Source organism: Candidatus Poribacteria bacterium (genome assembly GCA_028820845.1).
Taxonomy (GTDB): Bacteria; Poribacteria; WGA-4E; order WGA-4E; family WGA-3G; genus WGA-3G.
The window spans coordinates 136,476-161,586 of sequence record JAPPII010000015.1 but is presented as its reverse complement, the minus strand read 5'-3'; the positions used below and the strand labels follow the sequence as shown (position 1 = coordinate 161,586).

Here is a 25,111-nt window from a genome sequence, read left to right as displayed (position 1 = left end):
TTATTTATCAAGGTCCACGGCACTTTTCGTGTGTCCAAAAATACTTATTGCGAAATATAATTATAGCCTAAATCTCAAAAAATGTCAAATAGTTTTTTTAGGACTTACACAATTTTGCCTGTAATGCATGCTGTGAGATGGAAATTCTTGGACAAACATAAGTGTTTGGAATGCACAACCTAACAGGTTATGCTACAAACAAAACGCTTTATGAGGTTAGATATGATGTTGTAGAAAGAGTCGAGATCGGGGATAGTTCCTATAGGTTGGTTTGATCGACGAGGATTTGATTGAAAAGTGAACGAGTTGTCTCTGTCCACTTTCCGTAATCTTGTAAAAAAGCCTCCACTGCAGATTTATCTTCGGTTGTTGTATATCCGAGACGGCGTGCCAATTGCGCCAGCTCTGTGCGATTTCTCGGCAGGTCATCCAATGCCCGATCATGGACGATCCGCAATGCATTCTCAACGCGCCTGAGAAATAGATATGCCTCGGACAGTCCGTCACGTTGTGCTTCCGTCAGGACCCCGATACTATGGAGTCTCTCAATGGCAAGGGGTGTGTTTTGCACGCGAATAGAAGGTGCTTCGCCGCCGTGCACGAGTTGCAGGGTTTGCACGACAAACTCAATATCGACAAGTCCACCGTATCCAGATTTGACGTTCTGGGTTTTGGCACGCCGTCTACGTCGAGTAGAGGTTGTTCGAGTTGCTTGTGCTTCCTTCCGTTGGCGTGTGTGGACAATCTGAGCGATCTCCTCAGACGTTATCGGATCCGCGTAGCAGAAGGTGTGGGCGATTTCTAAAAACCGCTTTCCGAGATGTTCTGTGTCTCCAACAACGACGCGTGCCCGCGTGAGTGCCTGACGTTCCCAAACTTCGGCGGTTTTATCGTAGTAATTCTGATACCCCGCTAACGGTAGCGCGATGGCGCCCCCGTTGCCGTGCGGGCGGAGTCGTAGATCGATTTCATAGATACCCATTCCCTGATTTCCAGCAAGTCGTTTTACTAATTCTAAACCGGCTGCTGCAAAATAGTCGGCATTTGACATACCTTGTGTCGTTTCACCGGCTGCGGAATAGACGTACATAACATCCAGATCCGAACTGAAGTTCAATTCGCGACCTCCAAACTTGCCCATCGCAATAATTGCGAAAGTGACGGGTGTTCCATCGGGTGCAAGCGGTGTGCCGTGTGCCTCGCGCATTTCTCCTTCAATCTCTGGGTAAATCGCTTGCAAGGCGGCTTCCGCTAAATCAGAGAGTTCTTCAGTCGTTGTCGGGAGTGTCGCATTACCGAGGATATTACGTAAGGCGATACGCCAGATCTCATCGTTCTTATACCGCCTCAGCATACTCAACATTCTTCCGCTTGGTGCTTCTGCCACAATCTGCAACGCCTCTTCTTGTTTCTCGGTAAGAGTCTTGGAGCGTTCTACTAATGTGGGGACAGTTAGTAGATCGAAAAGTTCAGGACTCGCGATGAGCATGTCAGCGAGATACAGACTTGTCCCGCAGACACGGGTCAGCACTTCAAGGGTTGACGGTTTTTCAGCGAACATCGTATAGTAGCTGCTCCGCGCACCAACTTTGTCTGTGAATGCTGAAAGATAGCGGAGTGCCATATCCGGGTTCGGGGAATCACGTAAAACGTTTAGGAGCGTTGGTGCGAGTTTAAAGAAGGTGCGTCTGACATTCGGGGAGAATTGGATGCCGTCGCTACCATTCGCGAGCTGCTTTAGGAGACGCTGTGCCTCTCTCGCATTTTCAAAACGGAATGTGCTTAAGAAAGTCTCAAGTTGTTGTGAATCCTCTTCAGAAAGGAGGATTCCGATGTCAAGTCCGTCTGCAGATTCAATTGAAGTCGTTGTAATCTTCCGAAAAATAGCACGTACTTGCTCGGTGTGACGGCGATAGTCTGCACGAAATGTTTCCAAGGCATCAGTTTCTGACGTGTGTGGGTAGCCGACGCGACGGGCGAGCTCGCGCGCTTCGGTCTCTCCCTCGGGGATAGCGTAGCGCTGCTGATCGGCTTCAATTTGGATGCAATTCTCAACAGTGCGTAAAAACCGATAAGCAGCGGCAAGCGCGTCCGCATCTTCTGCGTCAAGGAGGGTGTTCTCCTTCAACGCTGTAATCGCTTCTAACGTGTTGTGTGAACATAACGATTTACGCTTGGCACCGTGGATCATTTGAAGGCATTGAACGGTGAACTCTATATCGCGAATCCCGCCGGGGCCCAGTTTCACATGCCTCTCAAGATTCGCACCTTCATTGACGAGTCGTTCTTCTATTCGCGCTTTTGTGCGTCGGATGTCTGCCTTAATTTCAGTGAGTGTCACACCGTCCAAATAACGCTGATACACAAACGGTTGGATCATGCGGATGAACTCTTCACCAAACGCCATATCTCCAGCGACGGGGCGTGCTTTGATGAGCGCCTGACGCTCCCATAGATCACCCCAGCCCTCGTAATAACTTTCATAACTTTCCATAGAGCGGATAATGACCCCTGCGCTGCTTTCAGGACGCAAACGGATGTCAACTCGAAAGACGTAGCCGTCAGATGTTATCTCGCTCATCGCCTTGATTAAGAATTCGCAGAGACGAGCGAAGTATTCGGTATTCTCGTTTCCCGTATCCGTGCGTGCGTCATCTGAATAGACAAAAATCAAGTCGATGTCGGAACTGAAGTTCAGTTCATAACCGCCTAATTTCCCCATTCCAATGATAGCGAAACGGCAGGGGGCATCGCCTTCTTCATTGAGGGGTGTCCCGTACTTGGGTTTCATCACTTGATCCCGCCCAATTTCATAGCAGTGTTGCAGTGCCGCTTCTGCTAAATTGCTCAACTCCAACGTCGTTGTTTCGACGTCTGCTATTTTGAGAAGATCCCGGAGTCCGATCCGAAGCGTTTCTCGCCGTTTGTAGCGTCGGAGGATGCGGAGTTTCTGCTCGACCGAAGCGAACCGCGAAATTGATTGCGCCAGTTCCTGATACATTATCTCGGAAGTTTTCTGGGTTTGCATTACGTCTGCATCAATGATGTCGTAGAAATATTCAGGCTTGCGAATCAGTGTTTCAGATAGATAGGTGGACGCGCCGAAACTTAAGATGAGGGGTCGTATGAGAAAGGGGTCATCTCGCAGGAGCTGATAGAGCGATCTGCGATAAAACGCTGCTTGCCCAAAACGCGAGAAATGATTTAGCGCGGCTTCAGGGTTTGGGGAGTCTATGGCGGCTTTCAACACGCGGATAACGATGTCTGAAAAGCAGGATTGGATGTCTGGGTCATCGGTGGCGAGTTCTTGTAGACTTCGCAATATAGATTCGGTATCTATGCCGCCGGTTCTATCGGAAGCGTTGGATAGAATCCGATGAATTTCTTCTCTCTGACCTTGTGGAAGTGACAACTCTGTGTAATTCATCATTTCTCCTCTATAAGCAAAGTTACAATTAATGCTATTTTATCACATTTTTTGTCTCCCTTGCAAACCAAATTTCCTGAGGCGGCGTGTGTCAAAATTTGTTAATTGTCAGAATCAGGATTTGCGTCTAATGGATATCCGGATGTCCGAACTTGAATGTAATACAAGGATAGGAGCGATATCTCTATGGCCGTAGGGAATCAACGGTATTCATGCCTTGAATCAACGGTATGAAGCCCGTATGGGCTTCCCCGGGCATGAACCGGGGTTCAGCGGTGTCGTGATTCATAGTATTCATAGTATTCATAGTATTCATAGTAACGTTCTGAAAATTGCGCCTTTAAAATCTCCATAAAGTCAGGTGTGACGTGGGTTTGTCGGGTGTCTATGAAAGTGTTGTTTTTTCCCTGTTACTATGAATCTGCATTTTTCGTTTCTCAGCATTACGCTTGTAACACCACGGGTGGCGTGGGTTTAGACGGGTTTCTCCCTTTAGGGGTTTTAGGAGGGTTACTATGAAAGTGACGTACGTGAATATAGCATTAACTTAACGATATATTTCTTCGTAATTTTCCTTAAAAATGTTACACTGGTGTAACATTTTGTGCACAGTGTGTAAGGTTAGAAAACCCAGTCACCGTAAGGGTTTGTTGACGTTTAATTTTCTTTTGTGAAAAAAATAATTTGGCGAAAAGTGTAACATTTTTTATTTAGCGGTCAGCGGTCAGGGCGTTTCGCTACGCTCCACTCTCAGCCGTCAGCAGTCAGCGGTTGATAGTCAGTAAGCAACTTATGTACTCACTGAAAACGTTTGTGTCGATTTCCACATTAGTGTTTTGGATATTGATACAATACTCCCTCTTTGGAAAGTTTTATGATATATTATACTATATTTGCTAACTGATGTCAAGTTAAAAATTAATTTTTTAGCGAAGGCATTCAATGTGTGCCTACTACTTTTAAGACTATGGTGGCTTAGAATTAATGAAACATTCTCGCTGGCGAGGTTTCCTAACCTCGCCAGATGCACAAACTAACAGTTTATGCTACAAGGAGAACCTTCGTGAATGTCTATTTATTTTTTTAAGTTTACCATAAATGCCCCTGAATCTCGTCCAATTTCTCTTGACCCTCTGCCCAAAACTTGCTATCATACTGACATGCCACAACTGAATCTTAAACCCAATCATAAGGCGATTCGGGACTACTACGCCACGCTGCAGCAATATGACCAGCACAACGTCAGACACGAAGGTGCAGTTAGTAACCCTTTCGCCTTTCTGCTTGATGCTTGCGCGAAACAGGTAGATGCTACTCTCGTTCCCCAATACGCTATGCGTACCCCAAAAGGCAACCGTATTGTCGTTGATGGTGTGATACTTGACACTTACGGGCTCCCCTTCGCCTATTGGGAAGCGAAGGATATGGACGATGATCTCCAGAGAGCCGTCGAGGAAAAACGGAATGCTGGCTATCCGCTTGACAATATCTTCTTCCAAAATCCGCAGCGCGGTATCCTCTATCAAAACGGAGAACGGGTTTTTGATGTGGATATCACCGAGCCGACCCGCCTGATCGCTGCACTTCAACACCTCTTCGCCGCACCGCCTGCTGCGCTTGAAAACTGGCACGCCGCTGTCGCGGAATTCAAGGAGATGGTTCCCACACTGGGGAGACGACTTGCAGAGTTGATAACCGAACAGCACAAGACGAACTCGCGGTTTGTCGCGGCTTTTACGGGCTTTTACGAACAGTGTCGCGCTGCGATCAATCCGAATTAGAGTGGGTCGTGTATCAGTATCGTGTGAAAACAGACAAACGGAGTGGGATTGTGAACGACCCGAACTGTGTAGATCAACCGCGGTATATTGTGGACTTGATTGGACGTGTTATTACTGTCAGTTTGAAGACGGTGGAAATTGTAAGAAAATTACCAGCATTGTAGCGGTTTCTCCTTTTTGTAGCACAATCTTTATGAAGATTAATTTTTTTAATTCGGTAATTTCTAAACGTGCGATAAATCGCACTACTACGAGCGGGCCCGTTTGTAATAGCGAAACCATTCATTGCCTGTTGATTACCCATTTATTTTTTTAGACTTCATTTAGATTGTGTCTTCTAAGGCGCAAACTGAAAATTTACGCTACAAATGTGGGACTCATGTTACAATTTGAGGTAATCTATGAAGACACAAAAGTACATTTACTGGCAAGATGAGGACATGTTTCTTGGCTACCTTGAGGCATACCCCGATTATTGGACGCAGGGCGAAACATTAGCGGAATTAGAGGAAAATCTCCTTGACATTTACATGGAACTTACGAGCGGCACCATTCTTCTCCCTTCCGCACCTCGTACGAAGCATTAATTAAAGAGAATGCCCAAAACCGATCAGGGCTATTTATGGTAGATCTTAGAATTAATTGGACACTCTGCACCGGTGCGGTTAGAAACCGCACCTACCAGGTGAGGGTCAAAGGTCTATTTATTTTTCAGGTTTACCATAAATGACCCTAAGTTAGAGAAAATGCCCCTTGCTATTAACACCGCGCTGTGCTAACATATCGTCAAAGTTTCAAAGGAGATATGTAACTATGTTTAAACTCGGTGTTATCAACGACGAGGTCTCACAGGACTTTGCTACCGTTGTTAATTTTGTAAAAGAATTCAATCTGCACTCCATCGAAATCCGATCGGTCTGGGACAAACTGCCTAACGAGTTGACCGATGCCGACATCGATGAGATGAAACGCTTACTCGACGGCACGGATATAGAAATTATTGGGGTCGCATCCCCGTTTTTTAAATGCGATATAGACAACGCTGCAGAACGAAAAGAACATCTTGAGATACTCAAAGGGTGCATCCGGACAGCAAAGGCGTTTGATACCAACCTCATCCGTACCTTCGTCTTTTGGGACACCGGCGAAACGGAGAAACGGTGGGACGAGATTATCGCCTCTTACGATGAACCGCGCAGAATGATAGATGGCGAAGGCATCGTCCTCGGCATGGAGAACGAATCTACGACTTCACTCCGCACCGCCAAGCTCACAGGGGAATTTATTGAGGAGATTGATTCACCGAATATCCGTGGTATCTGGGATCCTGCCAACGAGGCGCACGCCAAGGGTGGTGAGACTCCGTATCCTGATGCCTACAATCGCATGAAATCGACGATGATCCATGCCCATCTCAAGGATGCGGGTCCGAACCCTGATACGGGCGAAATAGAATCTGTGCCTGTTGGCGACGGTATTATCGACTGGGAAGGGCAACTACAAGCCTTGATTGATGAGGGTTACGAAGGACATCTCTGTCTTGAAACACATTGGCGACCCTCACTGAAAATTGACGAAGCCATTCTGAATCGTCCAGCAGGGCAAGCATTCTCTGAAGCCGGTGAGGAAGCCTCTCGTATCTGTATCCAAAATTTATTGGCGATGATTGAGAACCTAAAACAGTAGGCAGATGCTGATGAAAATCAAAGCGGTTCGCACATCTCTTTATGACATCCCACCTGAAGTTGAACGGGTTGATGCTATCCAGACTTTTGTTTCTATGGAGTTTCCGTTCATTGAGATTGAAGACGCAGATGGCGTTATCGGGACTGGGTTTTCCTATACTATCGGCAAAGGTGGAGCGGCGATCAAACAGATTATGGATGCCTATCTCACACCTATCCTTCTTGAAGAGGATGCCGCCAACATTGATCGGATTTGGAACCGGATGTGGATGGATACGCATTGGGTAGGGAGAGGCGGTATTGTCACTTTAGGCATGGCAGCGGTAGACATTGCCCTCTGGGACCTCATGGCAAAACGCGCGGAACTGCCGCTCTATCAACTCCTCGGGGGCGCGAGAGCGTCTGTTCCTGTTTATAATACAGACGGCGGATGGTTACATCTCTCCGAAGATGAGCTTGTCAGGCAGTCTGTCGAATTTGTTGAGCAGGGCTTCAAGGGAATCAAGATTAAGGTCGGACGCGACAGCCTCCACGAGGACGTCGCACGAATCTTTGCCGTCAGGAAGGCGATCGGTCAAGAACCCTACCTCATGATTGATGCGAATATGAAGTGGAACGCACGGGAAGCGATTCAACTTGCCTGCCGCGTCGAAGAGGCAGGACTCTTCTGGTTTGAGGAGCCGATTGAGGCGGACGATGTGGAGAGCCACGTCACACTCCGCGAGAAAACGACTATCCCAATTGCTATTGGCGAGACGATTTACAATAAATATGTCTTTAAGGAGTACATTGCACAAGGCGCAGCGGACATCCTCCAACCCGATGCCGTCCGCGTTGGTGGTATCTCTGAGTGGATGAAAGTTGCGCATACGGCGGCATGCTTCGGGCTTTCCGTATCGCCACACTTCCTGATGGATTTACACGTGCATCTCTCGGCAGCGGTGCCGCACTCGCTTTTTGTGGAATACATTCCATCATTTGACCCGGTACTTGAAGATACCTTGGTGCTTAGAGATGGACACTTTTCACCGCCGGATCGTCCGGGACACGGCATTTTGTTCGATAAGCAGAAACTTGGGGCGTATCAAATATCGTAGGTGAACGGCACACGGCGGGAGAAAAGCGCGTGTGGCTTTTCTGGGAGAAAAGCGCGTGTGGCTTTTCTAAAGACCCTACTACTTTAAGGAGAATTCGTGAAACTTGAAAACCGTATTGCGATTATCACAGGCGGCGGACGCGGCATTGGTCATTCAACCGCTTTAGCGTTTGCCAGAGAAGGTGCTGATATCGTCCTCGCTGCACGCACCGATGCCGAGATAAACGCTGTCGCCAAAGAGGTAGAGGAGCTCGGCAGACGTGCACTCGCTATCAAAACCGATATTCAGTTGAAAACCGATGTCGATGCGATGGTTGCCCAAACGCTTGATGCCTTCGGCAAAGTGGATATTCTTGTTAATAACGCAGGCGTGGCAATCCACAACCCGATTCCGAAGATTCGGGAAGAGGATTGGGATCTGACGATGGCGGTCAATCTTAAGGGCGTATTTCTCGGCACGCAAGCCGTCTTCAGCCACATGTGTGAGCAGAAATATGGGCATATCGTCAATGTTTCCTCAGTCTCTGGCAAATCTGGGCATGTCAACGGTGGCGCGTATTGCGCATCTAAATTCGCTGTTGTTGGCTTCACGGAGACGACGAATAATGAAGGCAGACCGCACGGGGTGAAAGCCTCGGTTGTTTGTCCGGGTCCCGTGGATACCAAGATGCGCCGTGATAACCATCCAGACGATGTAATTGCGCATCTCACGCTTCCAGAGGATGTCGCGGATCTAATTCTGTTTCTCGTGACGCAACCACCGCGCGCACATACTTTGGAAACCGTTATCCGAACGCCTTTGATGTGATGGTGAACCGCGAACCGCAGACCGCAGACCGCGAACCGTAGAAAGAACCCCGGTCTCCTAATAGGAAACCATGGTACAGCGAACTGTAGAAAGAGCCACAGCCTAACAGGCTATGGTACAGCTCTAAAAATGCTTATTGATTCGCATGCACATATTCAGCTCTCCCAATTCGATCGCGACCGTGATGTGGTGCTAAAACGCGCACAGGAAGCTGGGATCTCTGCTATCCTCGTTATCGGATTTGATATGGAGACGAGCCTCGGCGCAGTGGAATTAGCGGAGAAGCATGCACACATCTACGCCACCGTCGGGATGCATCCGCATGACGCAAAAGACCTAACACCAGATGTTCTTAAGACATTTCGGAAGCTCGCTGCACATCCGAAGGTGATTGCCCTCGGCGAGATGGGATTGGACTATTATCGCAACCTCTCACCGCGTCTGCTGCAAAAGGCGGCGTTTGAGGAACAGTTAGACCTCGCCGAAGCGATGCAAATGCCCATCATTATCCACAATCGTGATGCGTATATGGACATTCTACCTATATTGGAAGCACGACACGGGAGCATCCGAGGGGTCCTGCACTGCTTTACTGGCGATGTGGAATTGATGCACAGAAGCCTTGCTATCGGATTCCATATCGGTGTCGGTGGAATCGTGACCTACCCAAATGCCAAGGATGTCCAAGCGGTTGCGAGGGAAGTGCCTGAAGATCGGTTGCTCATAGAGACGGATTGTCCGTGGCTGGCACCGCAGTTTCGCCGGGGCAAACGGAATGAACCCGCTTATGTCCGGGCTGTAGCGGAAAAGATTGCCGAGCTCCGTAACACTTCCGTTGAGACAATCGGTGAAACGACGGCAAGAAATTTTGAGATTCTATTCGCACAAACATGAAGCACCTCGATTTCCGTATGTATGCGATGGTGCTTGCCCTCGTCTGTGTATGGGTGATTTTCACACTACTGACCGGCGGCACCTTCCTCAGTACACGGAACCTGTCTAACCTCTCCCGTCAAGCCGCGGTTACAGCGATTCTTGCTGTAGGCATGACCCTGGTTATTGTCTCTGCTAACATTGATCTTTCTGTCGGTTATGGTGCCGGGTTACTCGGTGCTATCGCAGCAATTATACACGTGCGGTGGGGACAACCGATTCTCCTGACCCTTTTCGCCGTTATTTGCATCGGCATTCTAATAGGACTGATGCAAGGTTATCTCGTGGCGTATCAACGCATCCCCGCATTCATTGTTACGTTAGGTGGATTTTTGGCGTATCGTGGTTTAATGTTAGCCTTTACCAGAGGCGAGACCATCCTACTGCCAGACAATTGGCTCAAAGCAATCGGTAATGCCTACCTCTCGCCGACACTTGGGTGGGGGCTCGTGGTTGTTGGGCTCTGCATAAGTGGTGAACGCTTTTACCGACAGCACACCAGACGGCTACAGTATGGCACTGAAAAAGCCTCCCGACTCCTCGTTCTATTGAAGATAGCCGGGATATCGGCACTGATTGCGGGGTTCATCGCCGTGATGAATGCCCATAAGGGAATTCCTTTTCCAGTGTGCATTCTGTTTGGATTGGCGTTTGTGTTTCATTTTATCGCGAACCACACCCGTTTTGGACGTTATGTTTATGCGGTCGGTGGGAATGCAGAGGCAGCTTACCTTTCAGGGGTCAACGTACGCAGTATTACCTTGAGGGTGTTCGCGACGATGGGGGCATTGATGGCGATTGCTGGCGTTGTCTTAACAGCACGCGTCGGAAGTGCGAGTCCAGAAGCCGGCCGGTTGTTAGAGTTGGATACTATTGCTGCGTGTGTCATCGGTGGTGCCAGTTTAATGGGTGGACGTGGGAGCATCTTTGGCGCGATTTTAGGCGCGCTCGTCATGGAAAGTCTCAACAACGGGATGAGCATGGCAAACATGGGTGCCGCGTGGCAGGACATCATCAAAGGTGTCGTACTCGTCGCTGCAGTCGGGTTTGATATGGCATCACGGCGGCGATGACCGGAACTATTTTGCCAAATTCCGTGCCTCTTTGAACTTCTCTTTAGCGAATTGTCCCCATTCCTTGATCTTTTCATTGCGGATACTGGGATCTTTCCAGTCAGTAGCCGCCATCTGCATTGCTTCTGCTTCAGTGGTAGGCATCTTCGTGAGAACAGCGATCGCTGCGTCACGTTTTGCGGGATCTTTACACTTCTGGATCGCTTTCCAGGCATTGACGAGGTCTTTGTGGGAATCGATAATGAGGACCCCGAAGAGATCGTTGACGATATTCCAACGTCCACCACCTTTATCTGAATCGTATCGGAATGGGGTTCCTTCCATAGCAAACGGATTTGGAACAATACATCTTTCACCGAGTTTATCGTAGAGTGCTGGTAGCACGCTTGCGCGGTTCAAGCCACCTTTCCATTGGGGCCCCTCTGGATCGGTGTCGCGAAGCATCCAAAGTTTCTGGGCATCTTCCGATAAAACGAATTCAAGGAACTTTTGCGCGACTGGCAGATTCGGTGCGCCTTTAAGGATTGCAATTGGATCAGCAGTGACGACCGCACCGTCGGCTGGAACAGTATATTTAATTTTATCCGCCCCGACGACAGCGATTTGACCGTAGGCGTAAAAGTCGATGGCGAGGCCGTAGATGACTTGTCCAGCAACGACATCTGTCGGAATAGCATTAGCACCGGCAGAAAAACCTCGGACGTTACCACCGATTTTCGTTAGGAGTGCGAAGCCTTCATCCCATCCGAGGGTTTGAAGGATAATCTCGTACACCATGTGTGCGGAACCACTTTCTCTGGGATCGGCTGCGCCGATTTTACCGAGTAGGGCGAGATCCCCTAAATCCTCCCATGCCGTGGCTTTAGGGAGTTGAAGTATTTCACGAAGTTCCTCATTGTACATGATACCGAAACTGGATAAGGCTGCACCATACCACTGATGTTCAGCATCATAGAGCGGAATCCCTTGGAAGGATTGCATCATCTGTGCCAGTTGTATCTCAGGAAGTTTGTAGGTGTGCAGCCACCCCATGTTTGAGAGACGGAGGTAGTTGTCAGTCCCGCCCCCGAAGAAGATATCAATGCCGATACCGTCGGGGACGCGTTTAAACTCTGATTCAATAAATCGGTAGTTGGAGGAGGTTCCGCCGACATCTCGCCAATCCGTCTTGACGGTTCTACCGGTCTGTTCGTGGTACCATTTCTCGAAATTTGTGCCGAATTCTGTCTCAATGCCTTCAGGGTGTGGGGAGATGATGACGAGTTGGTCTTGGGCAAATGAAAGAATAGGAAGCGCGAGAAAAAATAAGACTGTTCCCCAAAGTAGGGACTTAAAATAAGACATGTTTCGATACTCCTTTTTTCGAGTATAAGGGCTACTGACTCATCTTGTTTTTACAGAGTGCTGATGGGTAGTACCTTTCTGGCTAAAATCAGAGGCATGCGGTTAACGTGAAATCGTTGGTTCCTGATCTAAGATGTATTTGATCGGGTTTACCCACCGCTCTTTTTGCATATCATAAATGCCATAGTGGAGGTGTGGACCTGTGCTACGACCGGTATTTCCGACGTAGCCGATAAGTTGTCCCCGCGTCACCTCTTGTCTAACTTTGAGATTGTCGGCGTAATCTTGCAAATGCGCGTACAACGTTTCGAGCAGCAGTGATTCATGGTTGATTCTGACTGTTTTTCCAAAATGTCCATCTTGTTTCACTTCTGCAATTGTACCAGCAGCGGCAGCTATGACAGGGACCCCGGGTTCGGTTTTAATGTCCAATCCTTGATGAAATTCGCGTTTCTGTGTCAATGGATGCAGACGCCACCCAAATTGAGACGAGTACCAATAAGCGTGTTTCTCTCCATTTGCTTGTTGGAGATCCACCGGTAAAATGGAAGGATATTCACCAAGTTGTTTTTGATGTTCGATCATATAGTTATAGACAAACAGAACTTCTTGCTTGAGGATCTCAGGCGTTAGCGATTTCGGGTTTTCGTGTGTATCATCTGAGTTTCTATCAATCGCTGAGCTATTTTCCTGCTGTGTATCATAGGCTCCTTCAGTCCCTGTGGCACCCTCAGTACTACTACTAAGCCCACCGCCTTGACCGAAAATACCTAAGACTTCCTTGATCTGTTCGGTCATTTGGCGGATAGTTTTCATCTCTTCATTGATAACAGTAAGTTCCGATTCAATCCGAAGTTTTTCCTGCGTGAGTTGTTCAATTTTCTTTTCCGTACTCACTTGTAATTGTTTTTCGGAATTGGATCGCTGCCGCTTTTGGAGAAGTCCATAATTGAATCCGCCGATCGCTAGTGTGAATAGCAGCAGAACGAAGCAACAGAAGAAAAAAACATGCACTCGTGTGATGGCGTGCTGTCGGACCGAATTCTTACGAGATGACATTAAAATAACAGTATACATCTAATACTCCTCCTTTAGGCTTCGGGAAAACTATTTGCGTATGATCAACGGATGGATCCGTAGTGGCTCAGTACGGTTGGAACAACACCTACCGATGAAGTGCCTAAGTCCTAATCGCAACAATACCATACAAACGTAACTAAATCAAGTAAAAAACGTTATAGGCTGTTTTTTTGTCCAAAAATTCTATCAGAAAAACGGGTTATCGTGAGTTTGACAAAAAATACGGAACACGCATCCTTTTGCCCTATTTTATAAGCGGGCAACAATTGCTGGCATTTTCCAGACAAGGACAAGGATAGCTCCAAGGAGAATGAGGTACCACACAATTAGTCCCCGAATACGAGCTTTTTTAAAAATGTGGTGCCGCGAACGTTTCAGTTTCATGATTGTTCTTTTACTTTTTTCTGTAAGGGTTAGCCATTTTTTGCAGGGTGCCTCACCCCACAAAATCGTGTATATCACTACTGAGTTTGTCTATCCGTTTTTTTCAGCACTTGCATCTCAGAAATTCGGTATTTGAAGACTTCGCTTACGTTAAATTCGAGGTCTTCATATTCAATTTTTTCGCCTGTTTGTGGCAACCGTCCGGTCACCATGAGAATGAAGCCCCCGATAGTATCACACCGATCTGTGGGCAGGTTGGTATTTAACGCTGTGTTGACCTCAGAAATTAGGACGCGCGCGTCAATCCGCCATTCACTTTCCCCGAATTGATCTATGCGAGGTATCTCCCGTTTCCGGTTCGTTGCTATTTCGCCAATAATTTTTTCCAAAATATCTATTAGTTCTACGATCCCGATACAACTGCCGTGTTCGTTGACCACGATTGCTACAGGGATCTCGGATTGCCGCAGCTCATTTAGTAAGTCCAAAGCAGGTTTCAGCGCGGGGACATAGCTCACCTCTCTTACGAAGATGGTTAAATCTTGATCGTATTGTTCGCTTGTAGCGACTTCCATGGCATCAACTGTGCCAATTAGCCAGTCAACGCGCTCATTATAAACAGGTATGTAACGATAGTTGGAAAGACGACAGTAGGTCAGAATCTCAGTACATGGCGATCCGACTGTCAGTGGTACTATCTCTGATAACGGGACCATCATTTCTTGTGCTGTTAAGGTGTTCAAATCGAAGATTGCGCGTAGAAATTGTCTTTCGTGGTCAGGAAATGTCTGAATGTTCTCCTGAAGTAACTGTACAAGTTGTCCACGAGACAATATCGACTTTCGCCCCGACTTTCCGAAGATCCCTTTTTTTTCGGAAGTAACTTTCTGTTCTTCATAAACAGCAGGGACATTAGATTTGATTGGCACGGCTTCCATACTGCCAGGTTTTCTAACAACAGGCATCTGGCTCTTGTCTTCTTCCGAAAGGTCTTTGGTAATTTCGTCCATAGTAATAGCAGTGTAGCCCTCCGTAAAATATGAAGCGTGTCTATGTTTGTGCAACAAGCGTGAGTTCTGTTTTTCCACCGAGTCCGGCAACAACCGGAAATGTCTTCTCGGCGGGTTTTCCACCTTGTGGGACATACCGGACCTGCGGCGAAAAGTAGGCGTATAACGCCGTATTCCGAGGATGTGGCGTGGTATTTGGACCCGAGCCGTGTACCATCAAACTATGAAAGAACAAGGCACTTCCTGCGGAAAGGGGAACGTCCATTTGTTGTTCTGCAACCTCTTTCCGTTCAGTAAGTTCAGCGTCTTGTTCCCGGGCGATGTGTCCCCAAGACTGCATACCCCATAGATGACTTTTTGGGATTACCTTGAAACACCCGTTTTCCGGTGTAGCATCGTTGAGTGCAATGCTGACAGTAACAAGGTTCGGCGGCTCCATCGGCCAGTATGCCGAATCCTGATGCAGCCCGTGCGAAGATCCATGAAACGCAGGTTTAAACATCAGTGTACTTCTAAAAAGTAACAGGTCTTCTTCACCAATGAGTTCTTGGACGACAGCGATCAGTTTCGGATGCTGCGCGAGATCGCGAAACACATCGGAGTACTGTCGTGTATTTTCCGCTTTCCGCAGCACCGGTAACCGATCCCCTTGCGTTTCGTTCTTGGCGAATGGTTCATGTTGGACGTGCCGGCGTGCTATATCCGCCCGTTCCTTTTCTGTGTCGGATTCTTGCCCTGCAGCGAACTGATGCAACCGGTGAATTTCTGCTTGACAGGTCTCAATTTCTGCTGCTGACAGCAAATTTTCGACAACAAGATAGCCTTCTTTCTCAAAAAAGGCTTTTTGTCCATTCTTATGCATTTCTATCCTCCGATCAATTGCTTAATTTCCCATAAGATACTTGAAATCGCAAAGCCGATATAGACACATGAGGCGATAAGCATCATAAAAGTAGAGAGTCGTTTCGGTTTTGCGAAGTCAGGTAGGAAGCGGTAGTTCATATAGAGTGTAAGCGGCACATAAAGTGCCATAGCGAAGCCGCCCATGTATGCCGCATTAAAGAGAAATCCTAATTCACTGACCTTCAACTGCTCCATCACAAAGGTTATGACGCATCCGCCGACGATCCAGATGCCAGCAATGAGGAGATACCACCAACTCAAATCCCGTTTTTGCGCACCTTGAAAGTTGGTGTAGATAATATCAGAAATCGAGCGCGACACGCCATCAACCAGTGCGAGTTGTGTTCCAAAAAGTGTTGCAACCCCAACTAATAAGAATATCTTCTGACCTGCGACTCCCCAGATTTCCCCTAATATTTGTGCTTCATCATAAATAAGTCTTCCGTGTTCGGGGACAATCCCTTGCGGATGTAGAACCGAGAGCGCGCCAAAAATAAAGAGCATAATTGTGAAGGTATTGAGTGCCCAAAAGAAGAGTATCTGGTCGTTTTTCACATATTGCCACCATGCCGTGAAGCGTTTTCGATTTTCCTCGGTTGCTTCAAAGAGAAATCCTGTTGCGGGGACCTTTTCGCTCCTGCCCCGAAGGGGGTTCTGTAGCCCTGGTAGCTGTGCACCCATGCCTATATTTTTATCGCGTAGATAGAACGTATAGAAAAGATTTGCAGTTCCACCTGCACCCGCGAAGACTAATGCGCTAAATAGTTTTTTCACGGATATGCCTGGATCGATGTACCCAACATTTACCAAACCGGCACCGAGTTCCTTCCATGTATCCATTGAGCCGACAGCGAGGGCGACCAGAATTAACCCAATCGTTACAATACCGACAAGTACTTCGACAGTCCGTTCGAGGGATTGGTAAACCATCTTCGGTCCGAAAAGGATGAGTGCAACGCCTGCAAACGTCACGATTGTCCAAAAGGTATCGGAGCCCCAACCGCCGGGTCCAAGTATGAGTGCTTTGAGAGCAAGCCCTGATGTCCGCGCCCATCCCGGTGCTATCCAACCCACGACAGTGAGGAGAATGAACAATGGACCAAAACCGCGCCAGATGCGGCTGTAACCTGTATATACCGTCTCACCCGTTGCGATTGTCCAACGTCCTACCTCGAAGTTAATCCAGAGTTGGAGAAATACCCCCAATCCGGCTGCCCAGATCATACTGCCGCCGTACTCAGCGGCAATGAGGGGCCAAATCACACTCTCACCGGCACCAATGGACAGACCTACTAAGATAGCCCCTGGGCCCGCAATCTTCCAAAACGGCAACTGTTTCTCCGGCAACTCAACAATTTTAAAATCGTCAAGCGGTTGATAGATTTTAGACATTATGTCTTCCTCCGGTGCTTAACGTTATAACAGGATTTACGCAAAATTACGGGATTCCGCTATTTATCACGCGATCGGTGCGGTTAGGAAACCGCACCTACCAGGAGATTGCGTAGGTCCTAATTTAAGTTTGCGTTAGCGTCTCACGTAACACTTCAACCGGATGCTTCGGTTTCACCCCTGTCGCGTGCTCAAGTTGATGCCTACAGGAAAAACCGGCGGCACTGAGCGTGAAACTTCCTGACGGTTTCTCACGAACGGCACCAAAGAGTCGCAATTCACCAATTTTCATGGAAAGTTCGTAATGTGCCTTCTCATACCCGAATGCGCCCGCCATACCACAGCAGCTCGAATCAATCACTGTAACGTCGTGTTCTGCTGGTAAACTTAACATCTTCACAGTTGGCTGGATACCAACGAGGGCTCGCTGATGGCAATGTCCGTGTAGAAGGATGTCGCGCGGTTCTGTCGAAAATTCCAGCGGTAATTCGCCGTTTTGAGTCAGTTGTGCGAAGAATTCCTCAAACGAACAAGTTGCTTCAGCAACGCGTTTCGCAGCAGGTGTGCCGATTAACTCAAGGTAATCGTCTGTGAGGGCAGACGTACAACTCGGCTCACATCCGATAATCGGAATCCCTTCATCAGCGTAAACGCGGAGGGCATTAATGTTGTAGTTTGCATTCTCAATTGCCCGGTCGAGCATCCCCTCCGAGATGAGTGGACGGCCGCAGCACCGCTTCTTGGGCAGGAGCACCTCGAATCCGCACGCTTCTAACACCTCTACGGCAGCCTTGCCGATGGAAGGTTCACTATAGTTCATAAAGGTGTCTGGAAAAAGGACAACTTTCTTATCCGATGTTCGTCGCGAGCGGCGTTTTCGGAACCACTGTTCATAGGTCGGACGGACAAAGGTAGGCATGTCTCGCCGTCGGTCAACGCCGATTATTTTCTCAGCGATCCATTTAGAAAGTGTATTATTGACTGCCCAGTTAGAGAGGGGTGAAAACATTGAGCCGAGGGGGGCGAGTGCGCCGATTTCGCCGAACAACCGTCGATGCAACGGTAAACCGTTTGCTTTATGATAGTGTGCAAGTACCTCATACTTTATCTTCGCCATGTCCACGTTAGACGGACATTCCGCTTTGCATGCTTTGCATCCGAGGCATAAATCCAGAACTTCTTGCAGCCGCTCATTGGTGAGTTCTGTGTGTGGCAATGCTCCTGAAATAATAGAGCGGAGCGCGTTCGCGCGACCCCGCGTTGAGTGCTCTTCTTCACGTGTGCCAATGAAGGAGGGGCACATCGTACCCGTGAGCGTTTTCCTACAGGCACCGACACCGTTGCACATCTCAATCGCGCCACCAAATCCGTCTTGACTGGAGAAATCGAAGTAGGTGTCAATTTTAATGGTACTATAGTCCGAACCGAAGCGGAGGTTTTCTGTCATCGGTGGCGCGTCAACGATTTTACCTGGGTTCATAATGCCGTCCGGATCAAAGGCTTTTTTCACCTCAGTGAGTGCTTGATATATCTGCGGACCGAACATACTCTCTATCCACTCACTCCGAACGAGTCCATCGCCGTGTTCTCCACTCATCGCGCCATCCAATTCCATGAGTAGATCTCGGACTTCACGAGCGATGTCGTGCATTTTCTGAATATCGGTTTCGGATTTGAGGTTGACGATAGGTCGGTTATGCAACAGCCCAACGCTTGCATGTGCATAGTAAGCGGCGGTTGTATCGTGTGCTGTGACGATCTCATCAAATCGACGGACGTATTCCGGCAAGTTCTCTATCGGTACTGCCGCGTCTTCGACGAAACCGACCGGTTTGGCATCGCCTTTCATACCCATTAGCAACCCGAGTCCGGCTTTTCGGGTTTCCCAGACGCGTGCTTTTTCTTCAGCAGTGAAACATCGCACGAACGCATAACCGAACCCGGTACTTTTCAGCGTCTTTTCGAGTGTATCCAGCTGTGCGTCCAATTCTGCCTGTGTTTCACCGTAAAATTCAACAGCAAGGAGTGCAGCGGGTTCACCTTGTATGAAGGTGGTAAGCCGTGAGAATTCTAATGAGCCACGCGCCATATCGAGAATCGTTTTGTCTATAAGTTCTACAGCGGTGGGGTTACATTCCAAGATGGGTTGCATCGCCTCCATGGCGTTGACGAGCGATTCAAAATGAACAACACATAGTGCTGTCTGTTTGGGAATCGGGACAAGGTTCACCGTTGCTTCAGCGGTCGTGGCGAGTGTTCCTTCAGAACCGACAAGAATTTTCGTCAGGCTAAACGGGTGATTCTCATCGCATCCGTCACGGCGATAGGGGGTGACCTCTTTTGAACCGGCATCCGGAATAAATTCGTCGAGATTATAGCCTGCAACACGCCGCAAGATACGCGGATACCGTTTACGGATTTCTGCTTCATTGTCGGCACATATTCGGCAGAGTTCACGATAGATATTTGCTTCTAATGTGTTTCCCTGTTTCTTGATTTCTAATTCTTCGAGTGATATGGGCGATGTTGTAATTTGGTCAGCGTTGGAGAGGATTAAGTCGAGCGACATGACATGATCGATGGTTTTACCGTAGATAAGCGAATGTGAACCTGCGGAATTATTCCCGATAGTTCCACCGACATTTGCCCGGCTGCTTGTAGCGACATCCGGGGCATACATCAGACCGTGGGGTTTCAGTTTATGATTCAACTCGTCTAAAACGATGCCGGGTTGGACCCGCGCCCAGCGTTCAGCGACGTTCACTTCAAGCAGTTGATTCATGTATTTGGACATATCCAGCACGATTGCTTCACCGACGCTCTGTCCAGCAAGGCTTGTGCCTCCACCGCGCGGAAGGATCGGAATCTTGTGTTCTGACGCGATTTGCACTGTCTTGATAACGTCCTGCTTATCTTTTGGAATTACAACGCCTATCGGTTGTATCTGGTAGAGACTTGCGTCTGTACTGTAGAGTGCTTTAGAGTATAGGTCGAAGCGAACCTCTCCAGCAAGCGTATCGGATAGTAGGTGTTCAAGGTTTTCCGGTGTGGGGGTATCCATATTTTTGTCCAAAATTTTTAAGCTATTCAATTTGGGGATTTGTTAGGACACAGCAGCTCAAAAGCAATCGTTAAATGGTAGACCTTAGAATTAACTGGACACTCAGCACCGGTGCGGTTAGAAACCGCACCTACCAGGTTGGGGTAAAATGTCTGTTTATTTATCTGGTTTACCAAAAAAGAAAAATTTGACATCGCGGTCTGAATAAGATATAATTAACCACAGAATGCCCCTGTGGTGGAATTGGTATACACGGCAGGTTGAGGGCCTGTGCCTTAATTGGCATGCTGGTTCGAGTCCAGTCGGGGGCATCACTTTTCTATGCTCCCGTTTCTCTATTCTCAACCTACGGTGCCTCTCCAAGCAACTCCTGATATACCTGATATGTCCGTTCTGCAATCGTCTCCCATGTAAAATTTTCGACGCGAGTAAGCCCGCGCCCAATCAGATTCTTCTGAAGATTTGCGTCGTGTGCGATTCGACGTATCCTTTCTGCCAAGGCATTTGCATCTGCCTCTGGAAAAATAAGACCGGCATCGTCAATCACGTGGGGAATTTCGCCAGAATCTGAACCGATGACCGGGACTTCGCATGCCATGCCTTCTATAAGAACTCTCCCAAAAAATTCGACCCATCCTGGGGTTGTCCGAGAGGGTAGAACTAATGTGTCCATACAATTAATATAGGCGGGTACCTCTTCGGGTGGGACCGCATCTATCCAGACAACCTGTTCAGAGATACCGAGGGTTCCAGCAACCCTCTGGAATTCGGATTTGTCCTCGCCTTGTCCGACAATCAGAAGTTTGTAGGTGGACGTGGCATCTTGACTCGCGAGGTGTGCCAGTGCCTTGAGTAGTGTGTCTATTCCCTTCATTCGTAGCAGCCGACCGACATAACCGATGACAAAACAGTCATTGAGTCGCAATGCATTCCGCAGTTCGCTGGCATCCATTTTATAAAAATGGCGCACATCAACCCCATTTGGAAATGGTGTCTGTTCTCCAGTATATCCGCGTTCAGTTAGAATCTTACCCGCGTTTGTACTGAGCGGAAAGGCTCTATCGGTTTCTCGAAAGACGCGATGTTCGATCCATACCGGCAGTATACCAAATCGCTGTTTGATCGGTATGCTCAGTGAAGTGCGAAAGATAAAACGACTCTGCGGACAATACTTCCGTTTCAACCGAACTGTCTGTAGCGCGTTGAGACTCCATGCCTCTTCTTCCAAGTGAATAATGTCGGGTTGGAAATCTCGGAAGTGAGGCTTCACACCCTGACGGTAATAAAAACGACTGCCGTAGCCGGAAAAGCGGATTGGACACGGAAATTCTTCGCACGGTGTGTCCGGTTCTGGTTCAAAGACAATGTCTTGGAAACTTTCATACCAGCGCGTAGGTGTAATAACACGTAGTGTAACGTCCGGACGTTCGGCGATGAGTGCGAATTTTCGCCGATACGGTTTCATAATATAGGAATGAGAGAGAACTAAGACACGCACAACTGTTTGTTATCTCGGCTTTACCAAGTATGCAGGCAGGCACAAGACCTGCCCCTACAATCGCTATTTTGAGGCTGCGGCTATTTCTCATCAAGTATGCAGGCAGGCACAAGACCTGCCCCTACAATCGCCATTCTGAGCCTGTGGCTATTCCTCGTCAAGGTTCTATATTTTGTCTTCATCATTCCGGACGGTGGTAAAATCGATTTCGGGATGTGTATCTGCTTCCGTTTCTACCGCTGTTCTTGTCTCCGTTACGGTTTCACTTGATGCGGCAAGTACATTCATTAAGCCCTCAAGACGCTCTCGAATGTCGGCGCGTTCTTGCGCAGTGGCTAACCGTTCTAAATTAAGCTCCTCTTCAAGATGGCTATTCCGCTGTTCAAGTTCTTGAATTTGGGCATCGCGTTGGACCACATCGCTGTTAAGTCTGGCAATCTCAGCTTCAAGTTCAAGTTTGTTTGCTCTTAATTCTTGAACTGTTGAGACTGCAAGTTCAACATGCTCTTCCAGAAGTGATACAATACTTTGTTCCAATGATTCAGCCATATTTTGGTCTCCTTTCAGGTCGTCTATTTTGTTCAATTTACTGCAGATTCGCAACTTTCTGTTGAAAGTTCGGTTTCTACTTCAATAAGTTAGGACTTACACAATTTTGACCGTCCTGCATACTGTGAGCTGGAAATTCCTGGACAAACAGAAGCGTTTGGAATGCACAACCTAACAGGTTATGCTACAAAAGAGTATTCTACGTAAGACCTATAAGTGATAGGTGCTCAGCGTTTGCCCAGTCTGGACATTCATGGACGTAGTGAAAAAGATACTGCTGTGCGTATCCGACACCATCTCCAAAATAGTTGGACGCGAATTCGCGTATTTCGCGATGTGTTGCACGCCGCCGTAGGTAAAGCGTCTCGAAAATGCGTTTTATCCAGACATCAATCGGCAGTGCCGCAAGATGTCCGAGCGAAAATAGACAGATACAATCAGCAACCTTTTCGCCAATGCCTTTACGCTCCATTAGCTTCTGTTTCGCTTCAAGATATGGCAGTTGCTTCAGTGCGGCAAGTGAGAGTTCTCCGTTCATGACCGCACGCGCGGTATCCTGAAGGTAACTTGCCCGGTAGCCAGTGCCATAGGTGCGGAGTTCTTCTTCAGTTGTTGTCGCAAGATCGTCCGGGTTTGGGAAGCTATAGTCCACATACTCGCCAATCTTTAGTTTCTTACCGTAACGTTCCGAAAGCCTATGAATAATTCCGCGGATCCGTGGGACGTTATTATTTTGTGATAAAATAAAGGACGCTATTGTTTCCCAAAGTTCTTGGTTCAGAATGTGCATCCCCCAAAGCTTCTGGATCGTTCGATGAATATAGGCATCTTTGTCAACTTCGGCGAGGAGTTTCGGGACATCGCGTTCCAAATCAAAATAGTGACGAAGATATGGCACCAAGATTACCATGTTTTCATTCGCTGAGCTTTCAACGTGTAAGATAGACCCTTGTTGAGAGATTCTGAGTATCCGTCCCTCCACAACACCGTAGTAGGCATCACCTACTCTGTTCCATCTAAATGATTGTCCAGATTCTAAAGTATATTTCAGACTAAAGTCTGTTACATTCCGGATCTGCATACCAGCGTTTATCAATCTCTCAGGAAAGTTTATCATGAATTTGTTCAATTAGTATATAGTAAATTTCAAAAATTGGCAAATTTTTATCAGATTCTGAATTAGCGATTGGCAGATGGGTGTTGGTTTTCACCAGAATCAGGATTTTCAAGATTATCGGGTTTTCAGGATTTCAGGGTGTTTCAGAGTAAAATGGGAAATCCGTGAACTTGAGGAATCGGTATAAACGTAGGTAATGTATAGGTTCTTGGGATTTGGGGGTGGGTTTGGATTCAACGTCACTCTGAAATTTTCAGGTGTTTTTCAGTGTTATGAATCTGCGTGCCGCGTTTCTGAGCATTCGCGTTGTAATGCCACGGGGGTGTAGGTTTAGCCGAAAACCTTTTCCATTTATCGGTTTTACGGATAATTGCGTAAGTTCTATTTTTGAAAAGAATATTGGCAAATAAATACAAATTCCGGTATAATTGATAGCGAGTTGGATACGCGCCTGACATCTTACTGGCGCAAATAACTATTTTTCAGGTTGCGCCGCCGGTGGTAAGTACACCGAGAGGCGTGGCACTGCTATTAAGACAGTGTTAATCTAATTGTAGCACAGAGTCACCAGATTTTGTGGGACTTTCGGGTTAGCACCGCATACAGAATAGAGGATTGCCAAAGATCGCAAATACATCTGCCTTTTGACTTCCGAAAGCGATCCTCACGATAATATAGGAGAAAATGAATGACCCAGATGTTTTCGCGTTCTATCGTAACGATATTGATTATTGTCTTTGCCTGCACATCCATTTTTATGATAGGTAGTGTTTACATTCTGGCTCTGAATCCAGTCATAGCAAGGGTTTCGTAGTTTTGTGAGATTCATTCGAGCTATAAGCGCAAATACTGATAGATACTGACTTTCAGACGAGTTCGGTAATGAAATGTAAACACAACGTAGTACCTGTTGAAGATACTGAGGCGTGGATGGCTCACGCATGTTGGTATACCGAATATGAGTATGACAAGAACGGTAATTTTGAAATTATTTACACGCTTCAGATGCATTATCATTCTCATATAGGTGCCTGTGGGTTTGTATGCCCGTCCGAATAAGTGGATTAAGAAGGTGCGTCGATTTCAGTTCTTGCATCACTTCAAGTCTGGAACCGATGCCACCTTTCCAAAAGGAGGTAGTCATGAAGTTTTTTATACTTACCATAGTTCTTTGTAATATTGGAATTCTTTCTATACATTCACATAGCGAAGACTCACCTTGGGGGGGGCGTTTTAAAACGTTTCAGGAACTTATCGAAACTGACCCGAATTCGGCACGCGTAGAACTTCAAACCATTGCCAAGGAACTGTACAAAGATCATCCTCTTGCTGAAGAGTGGATCCCACTCTATTTCCGAATTAACAGTTCGGAAGAACACTCTGTCTCAGATTTCGTCCGTGTTCATGAGCTTGAAATCCGGATGCTAATTGACATTGATTCTGAAAAGTACACGAAGCAGATACAAACCCATCAAAAGGCTCTTAAAAATCTTGAAGGACTCGTCCAAAGGGAGTACGATGAACTTCTTGAAAAAACGTCATCTACAAAGCAGAAACATATCTCTGCTGCAGAGATGGAATCAGCAGAAGAAAAGCGGAACGCCGAAATTGCTTATGAACATTATGAGGCTTTTCATGAATTACTCCCTACAAACCTTGCAGCCGCGCGTGCTGAGCTCGACGCATTTGCCTCACTTGCGTTTCACGGACACCCCCTTACCGAGGAGTGGAGGGAACTCTTTTTTCGCCTCACTCAAAAACAGAAGGGCACTATTCCAGAGCATATACGATTTTTTGAATTACGAAAGCAAATATTTATAGACAATGACGCAGAAAAATATGCCAAGCAGATCAAACAATTTGAGAATGCCTTAAAACAACTTGAAGCTGTTAGGAAACTGTATGAAAAACAAGGAATTCTTGGAACACAAATGGCCCCGTTCCGTAGAAAAACCGATAAGTAAATCTAT

At 47.4% G+C, this 25,111-nt stretch carries 18 protein-coding genes and 1 tRNA gene; 9 read left to right on the top strand and 10 right to left on the bottom strand.

What is annotated here, in order from left to right; genetic code table 11:
* Nucleotides 1–259: 259 nt before the first annotated feature.
* Nucleotides 260–3,430, bottom strand: coding sequence for a DUF294 nucleotidyltransferase-like domain-containing protein (locus tag OXN25_04570; protein MDE0424125.1), 3,171 nt, complete (start codon nt 3,428–3,430; stop codon nt 260–262).
* Nucleotides 3,431–4,494: 1,064 nt separating this feature from the next.
* Here OXN25_04570 and OXN25_04565 point away from each other — a divergent pair.
* The 7 genes from OXN25_04565 to gguB all read left to right on the top strand — a co-directional run bounded on the left by OXN25_04565 (nt 4,495) and on the right by gguB (nt 10,803).
* Nucleotides 4,495–5,208 carry a hypothetical protein gene (locus OXN25_04565; GenBank protein ID MDE0424124.1) on the top strand — a complete coding sequence of 238 codons (714 nt, stop codon included), beginning with the start codon at nt 4,495–4,497 and terminating at the stop codon, nt 5,206–5,208.
* 401 nt (nt 5,209–5,609) lie between these two features.
* A complete protein-coding gene (locus OXN25_04560) occupies nt 5,610–5,795 on the top strand; it encodes a type II toxin-antitoxin system HicB family antitoxin (protein ID MDE0424123.1) in 186 nt (61 codons plus the stop codon).
* A gap of 226 nt (nt 5,796–6,021) precedes the next feature.
* Nucleotides 6,022–6,894, top strand: coding sequence for a sugar phosphate isomerase/epimerase (locus OXN25_04555; protein ID MDE0424122.1), 873 nt, complete (start codon nt 6,022–6,024; stop codon nt 6,892–6,894).
* 10 nt (nt 6,895–6,904) lie between these two features.
* Complete coding sequence (locus OXN25_04550; protein ID MDE0424121.1) at nt 6,905–7,990, top strand: mandelate racemase/muconate lactonizing enzyme family protein; 1,086 nt, start codon at nt 6,905–6,907, stop codon at nt 7,988–7,990.
* 96 nt (nt 7,991–8,086) lie between these two features.
* Nucleotides 8,087–8,797 (top strand): SDR family NAD(P)-dependent oxidoreductase, encoded by a 711-nt coding sequence (locus OXN25_04545; GenBank protein MDE0424120.1) that lies wholly within the window; start codon nt 8,087–8,089, stop codon nt 8,795–8,797.
* 129 nt (nt 8,798–8,926) lie between these two features.
* Nucleotides 8,927–9,691 carry a TatD family hydrolase gene (locus tag OXN25_04540; GenBank protein ID MDE0424119.1) on the top strand — a complete coding sequence of 255 codons (765 nt, stop codon included), beginning with the start codon at nt 8,927–8,929 and terminating at the stop codon, nt 9,689–9,691.
* Nucleotides 9,688–10,803 (top strand): sugar ABC transporter permease, encoded by a 1,116-nt coding sequence (gene gguB / locus OXN25_04535; GenBank protein ID MDE0424118.1) that lies wholly within the window; start codon nt 9,688–9,690, stop codon nt 10,801–10,803. Before OXN25_04540 ends, gguB begins: the two co-directional genes overlap by 4 nt.
* A 6-nt stretch (nt 10,804–10,809) precedes the next feature.
* On the opposite strand, the gene OXN25_04530 is transcribed toward gguB, so the two are convergent.
* The 6 genes from OXN25_04530 to OXN25_04505 form a co-directional block, all read right to left on the bottom strand.
* Complete coding sequence (locus OXN25_04530; protein ID MDE0424117.1) at nt 10,810–12,147, bottom strand: extracellular solute-binding protein; 1,338 nt, start codon at nt 12,145–12,147, stop codon at nt 10,810–10,812.
* Between the two features lie 102 nt (nt 12,148–12,249).
* Nucleotides 12,250–13,224: a M23 family metallopeptidase gene (locus tag OXN25_04525; GenBank protein ID MDE0424116.1), complete on the bottom strand. Its 975-nt coding sequence runs from the start codon at nt 13,222–13,224 to the stop codon at nt 12,250–12,252.
* 464 nt (nt 13,225–13,688) lie between these two features.
* Entirely contained in the window at nt 13,689–14,621 is a 933-nt protein-coding gene (locus OXN25_04520) for a hypothetical protein (GenBank protein ID MDE0424115.1), read from the bottom strand.
* Nucleotides 14,622–14,661: 40 nt separating this feature from the next.
* The gene (locus OXN25_04515; GenBank protein MDE0424114.1) at nt 14,662–15,483 is read right to left on the bottom strand and encodes a phytanoyl-CoA dioxygenase family protein; all 822 of its coding nucleotides are present in this window, start codon (nt 15,481–15,483) and stop codon (nt 14,662–14,664) included.
* Between the two features lie 2 nt (nt 15,484–15,485).
* Nucleotides 15,486–16,916: an Nramp family divalent metal transporter gene (locus OXN25_04510; protein ID MDE0424113.1), complete on the bottom strand. Its 1,431-nt coding sequence runs from the start codon at nt 16,914–16,916 to the stop codon at nt 15,486–15,488.
* 124 nt (nt 16,917–17,040) lie between these two features.
* Nucleotides 17,041–19,977, bottom strand: a complete 2,937-nt coding sequence (locus tag OXN25_04505) for an FAD-binding protein (GenBank protein ID MDE0424112.1) — start codon at nt 19,975–19,977, stop codon at nt 17,041–17,043.
* Nucleotides 19,978–20,205: 228 nt separating this feature from the next.
* Here OXN25_04505 and OXN25_04500 point away from each other — a divergent pair.
* Nucleotides 20,206–20,288 (top strand) — tRNA-Leu (locus OXN25_04500).
* Between the two features lie 35 nt (nt 20,289–20,323).
* Here OXN25_04500 and OXN25_04495 read toward each other — a convergent pair.
* From OXN25_04495 to OXN25_04485, 3 genes are all read right to left on the bottom strand, one after another.
* Nucleotides 20,324–21,475, bottom strand: a complete 1,152-nt coding sequence (locus OXN25_04495) for a glycosyltransferase family 4 protein (protein MDE0424111.1) — start codon at nt 21,473–21,475, stop codon at nt 20,324–20,326.
* A 165-nt stretch (nt 21,476–21,640) separates the two neighbouring features.
* Nucleotides 21,641–22,024: a hypothetical protein gene (locus OXN25_04490; GenBank protein MDE0424110.1), complete on the bottom strand. Its 384-nt coding sequence runs from the start codon at nt 22,022–22,024 to the stop codon at nt 21,641–21,643.
* Nucleotides 22,025–22,223: 199 nt separating this feature from the next.
* The gene (locus tag OXN25_04485) at nt 22,224–23,141 is read right to left on the bottom strand and encodes a DNA glycosylase (protein MDE0424109.1); all 918 of its coding nucleotides are present in this window, start codon (nt 23,139–23,141) and stop codon (nt 22,224–22,226) included.
* A 1,142-nt stretch (nt 23,142–24,283) separates the two neighbouring features.
* On the opposite strand from OXN25_04485, the gene OXN25_04480 reads away from it, so the two are divergent.
* Nucleotides 24,284–25,105 carry a hypothetical protein gene (locus OXN25_04480; protein MDE0424108.1) on the top strand — a complete coding sequence of 274 codons (822 nt, stop codon included), beginning with the start codon at nt 24,284–24,286 and terminating at the stop codon, nt 25,103–25,105.
* Nucleotides 25,106–25,111: the final 6 nt, after the last annotated feature.

Bases quoted from the DNA above. Each gene is read 5' to 3' on its own strand.
- OXN25_04570 (MDE0424125.1), bottom strand. From the start codon at position 3,430: ATGATGAATTACACAGAGTTGTCACTTCCACAAGGTCAGAGAGAAGAA.
- OXN25_04565 (MDE0424124.1), top strand. From the start codon at position 4,495: ATGTCTATTTATTTTTTTAAGTTTACCATAAATGCCCCTGAATCTCGT.
- OXN25_04560 (MDE0424123.1), top strand. From the start codon at position 5,610: ATGAAGACACAAAAGTACATTTACTGGCAAGATGAGGACATGTTTCTT.
- OXN25_04555 (MDE0424122.1), top strand. From the start codon at position 6,022: ATGTTTAAACTCGGTGTTATCAACGACGAGGTCTCACAGGACTTTGCT.
- OXN25_04550 (MDE0424121.1), top strand. From the start codon at position 6,905: ATGAAAATCAAAGCGGTTCGCACATCTCTTTATGACATCCCACCTGAA.
- OXN25_04540 (MDE0424119.1), top strand. From the start codon at position 8,927: ATGCTTATTGATTCGCATGCACATATTCAGCTCTCCCAATTCGATCGC.
- gguB (MDE0424118.1), top strand. From the start codon at position 9,688: ATGAAGCACCTCGATTTCCGTATGTATGCGATGGTGCTTGCCCTCGTC.
- OXN25_04530 (MDE0424117.1), bottom strand. From the start codon at position 12,147: ATGTCTTATTTTAAGTCCCTACTTTGGGGAACAGTCTTATTTTTTCTC.
- OXN25_04525 (MDE0424116.1), bottom strand. From the start codon at position 13,224: ATGTATACTGTTATTTTAATGTCATCTCGTAAGAATTCGGTCCGACAG.
- OXN25_04520 (MDE0424115.1), bottom strand. From the start codon at position 14,621: ATGGACGAAATTACCAAAGACCTTTCGGAAGAAGACAAGAGCCAGATG.
- OXN25_04515 (MDE0424114.1), bottom strand. From the start codon at position 15,483: ATGCATAAGAATGGACAAAAAGCCTTTTTTGAGAAAGAAGGCTATCTT.
- OXN25_04510 (MDE0424113.1), bottom strand. From the start codon at position 16,916: ATGTCTAAAATCTATCAACCGCTTGACGATTTTAAAATTGTTGAGTTG.
- OXN25_04505 (MDE0424112.1), bottom strand. From the start codon at position 19,977: ATGGATACCCCCACACCGGAAAACCTTGAACACCTACTATCCGATACG.
- OXN25_04490 (MDE0424110.1), bottom strand. From the start codon at position 22,024: ATGGCTGAATCATTGGAACAAAGTATTGTATCACTTCTGGAAGAGCAT.
- OXN25_04485 (MDE0424109.1), bottom strand. From the start codon at position 23,141: ATGATAAACTTTCCTGAGAGATTGATAAACGCTGGTATGCAGATCCGG.
- OXN25_04480 (MDE0424108.1), top strand. From the start codon at position 24,284: ATGAAGTTTTTTATACTTACCATAGTTCTTTGTAATATTGGAATTCTT.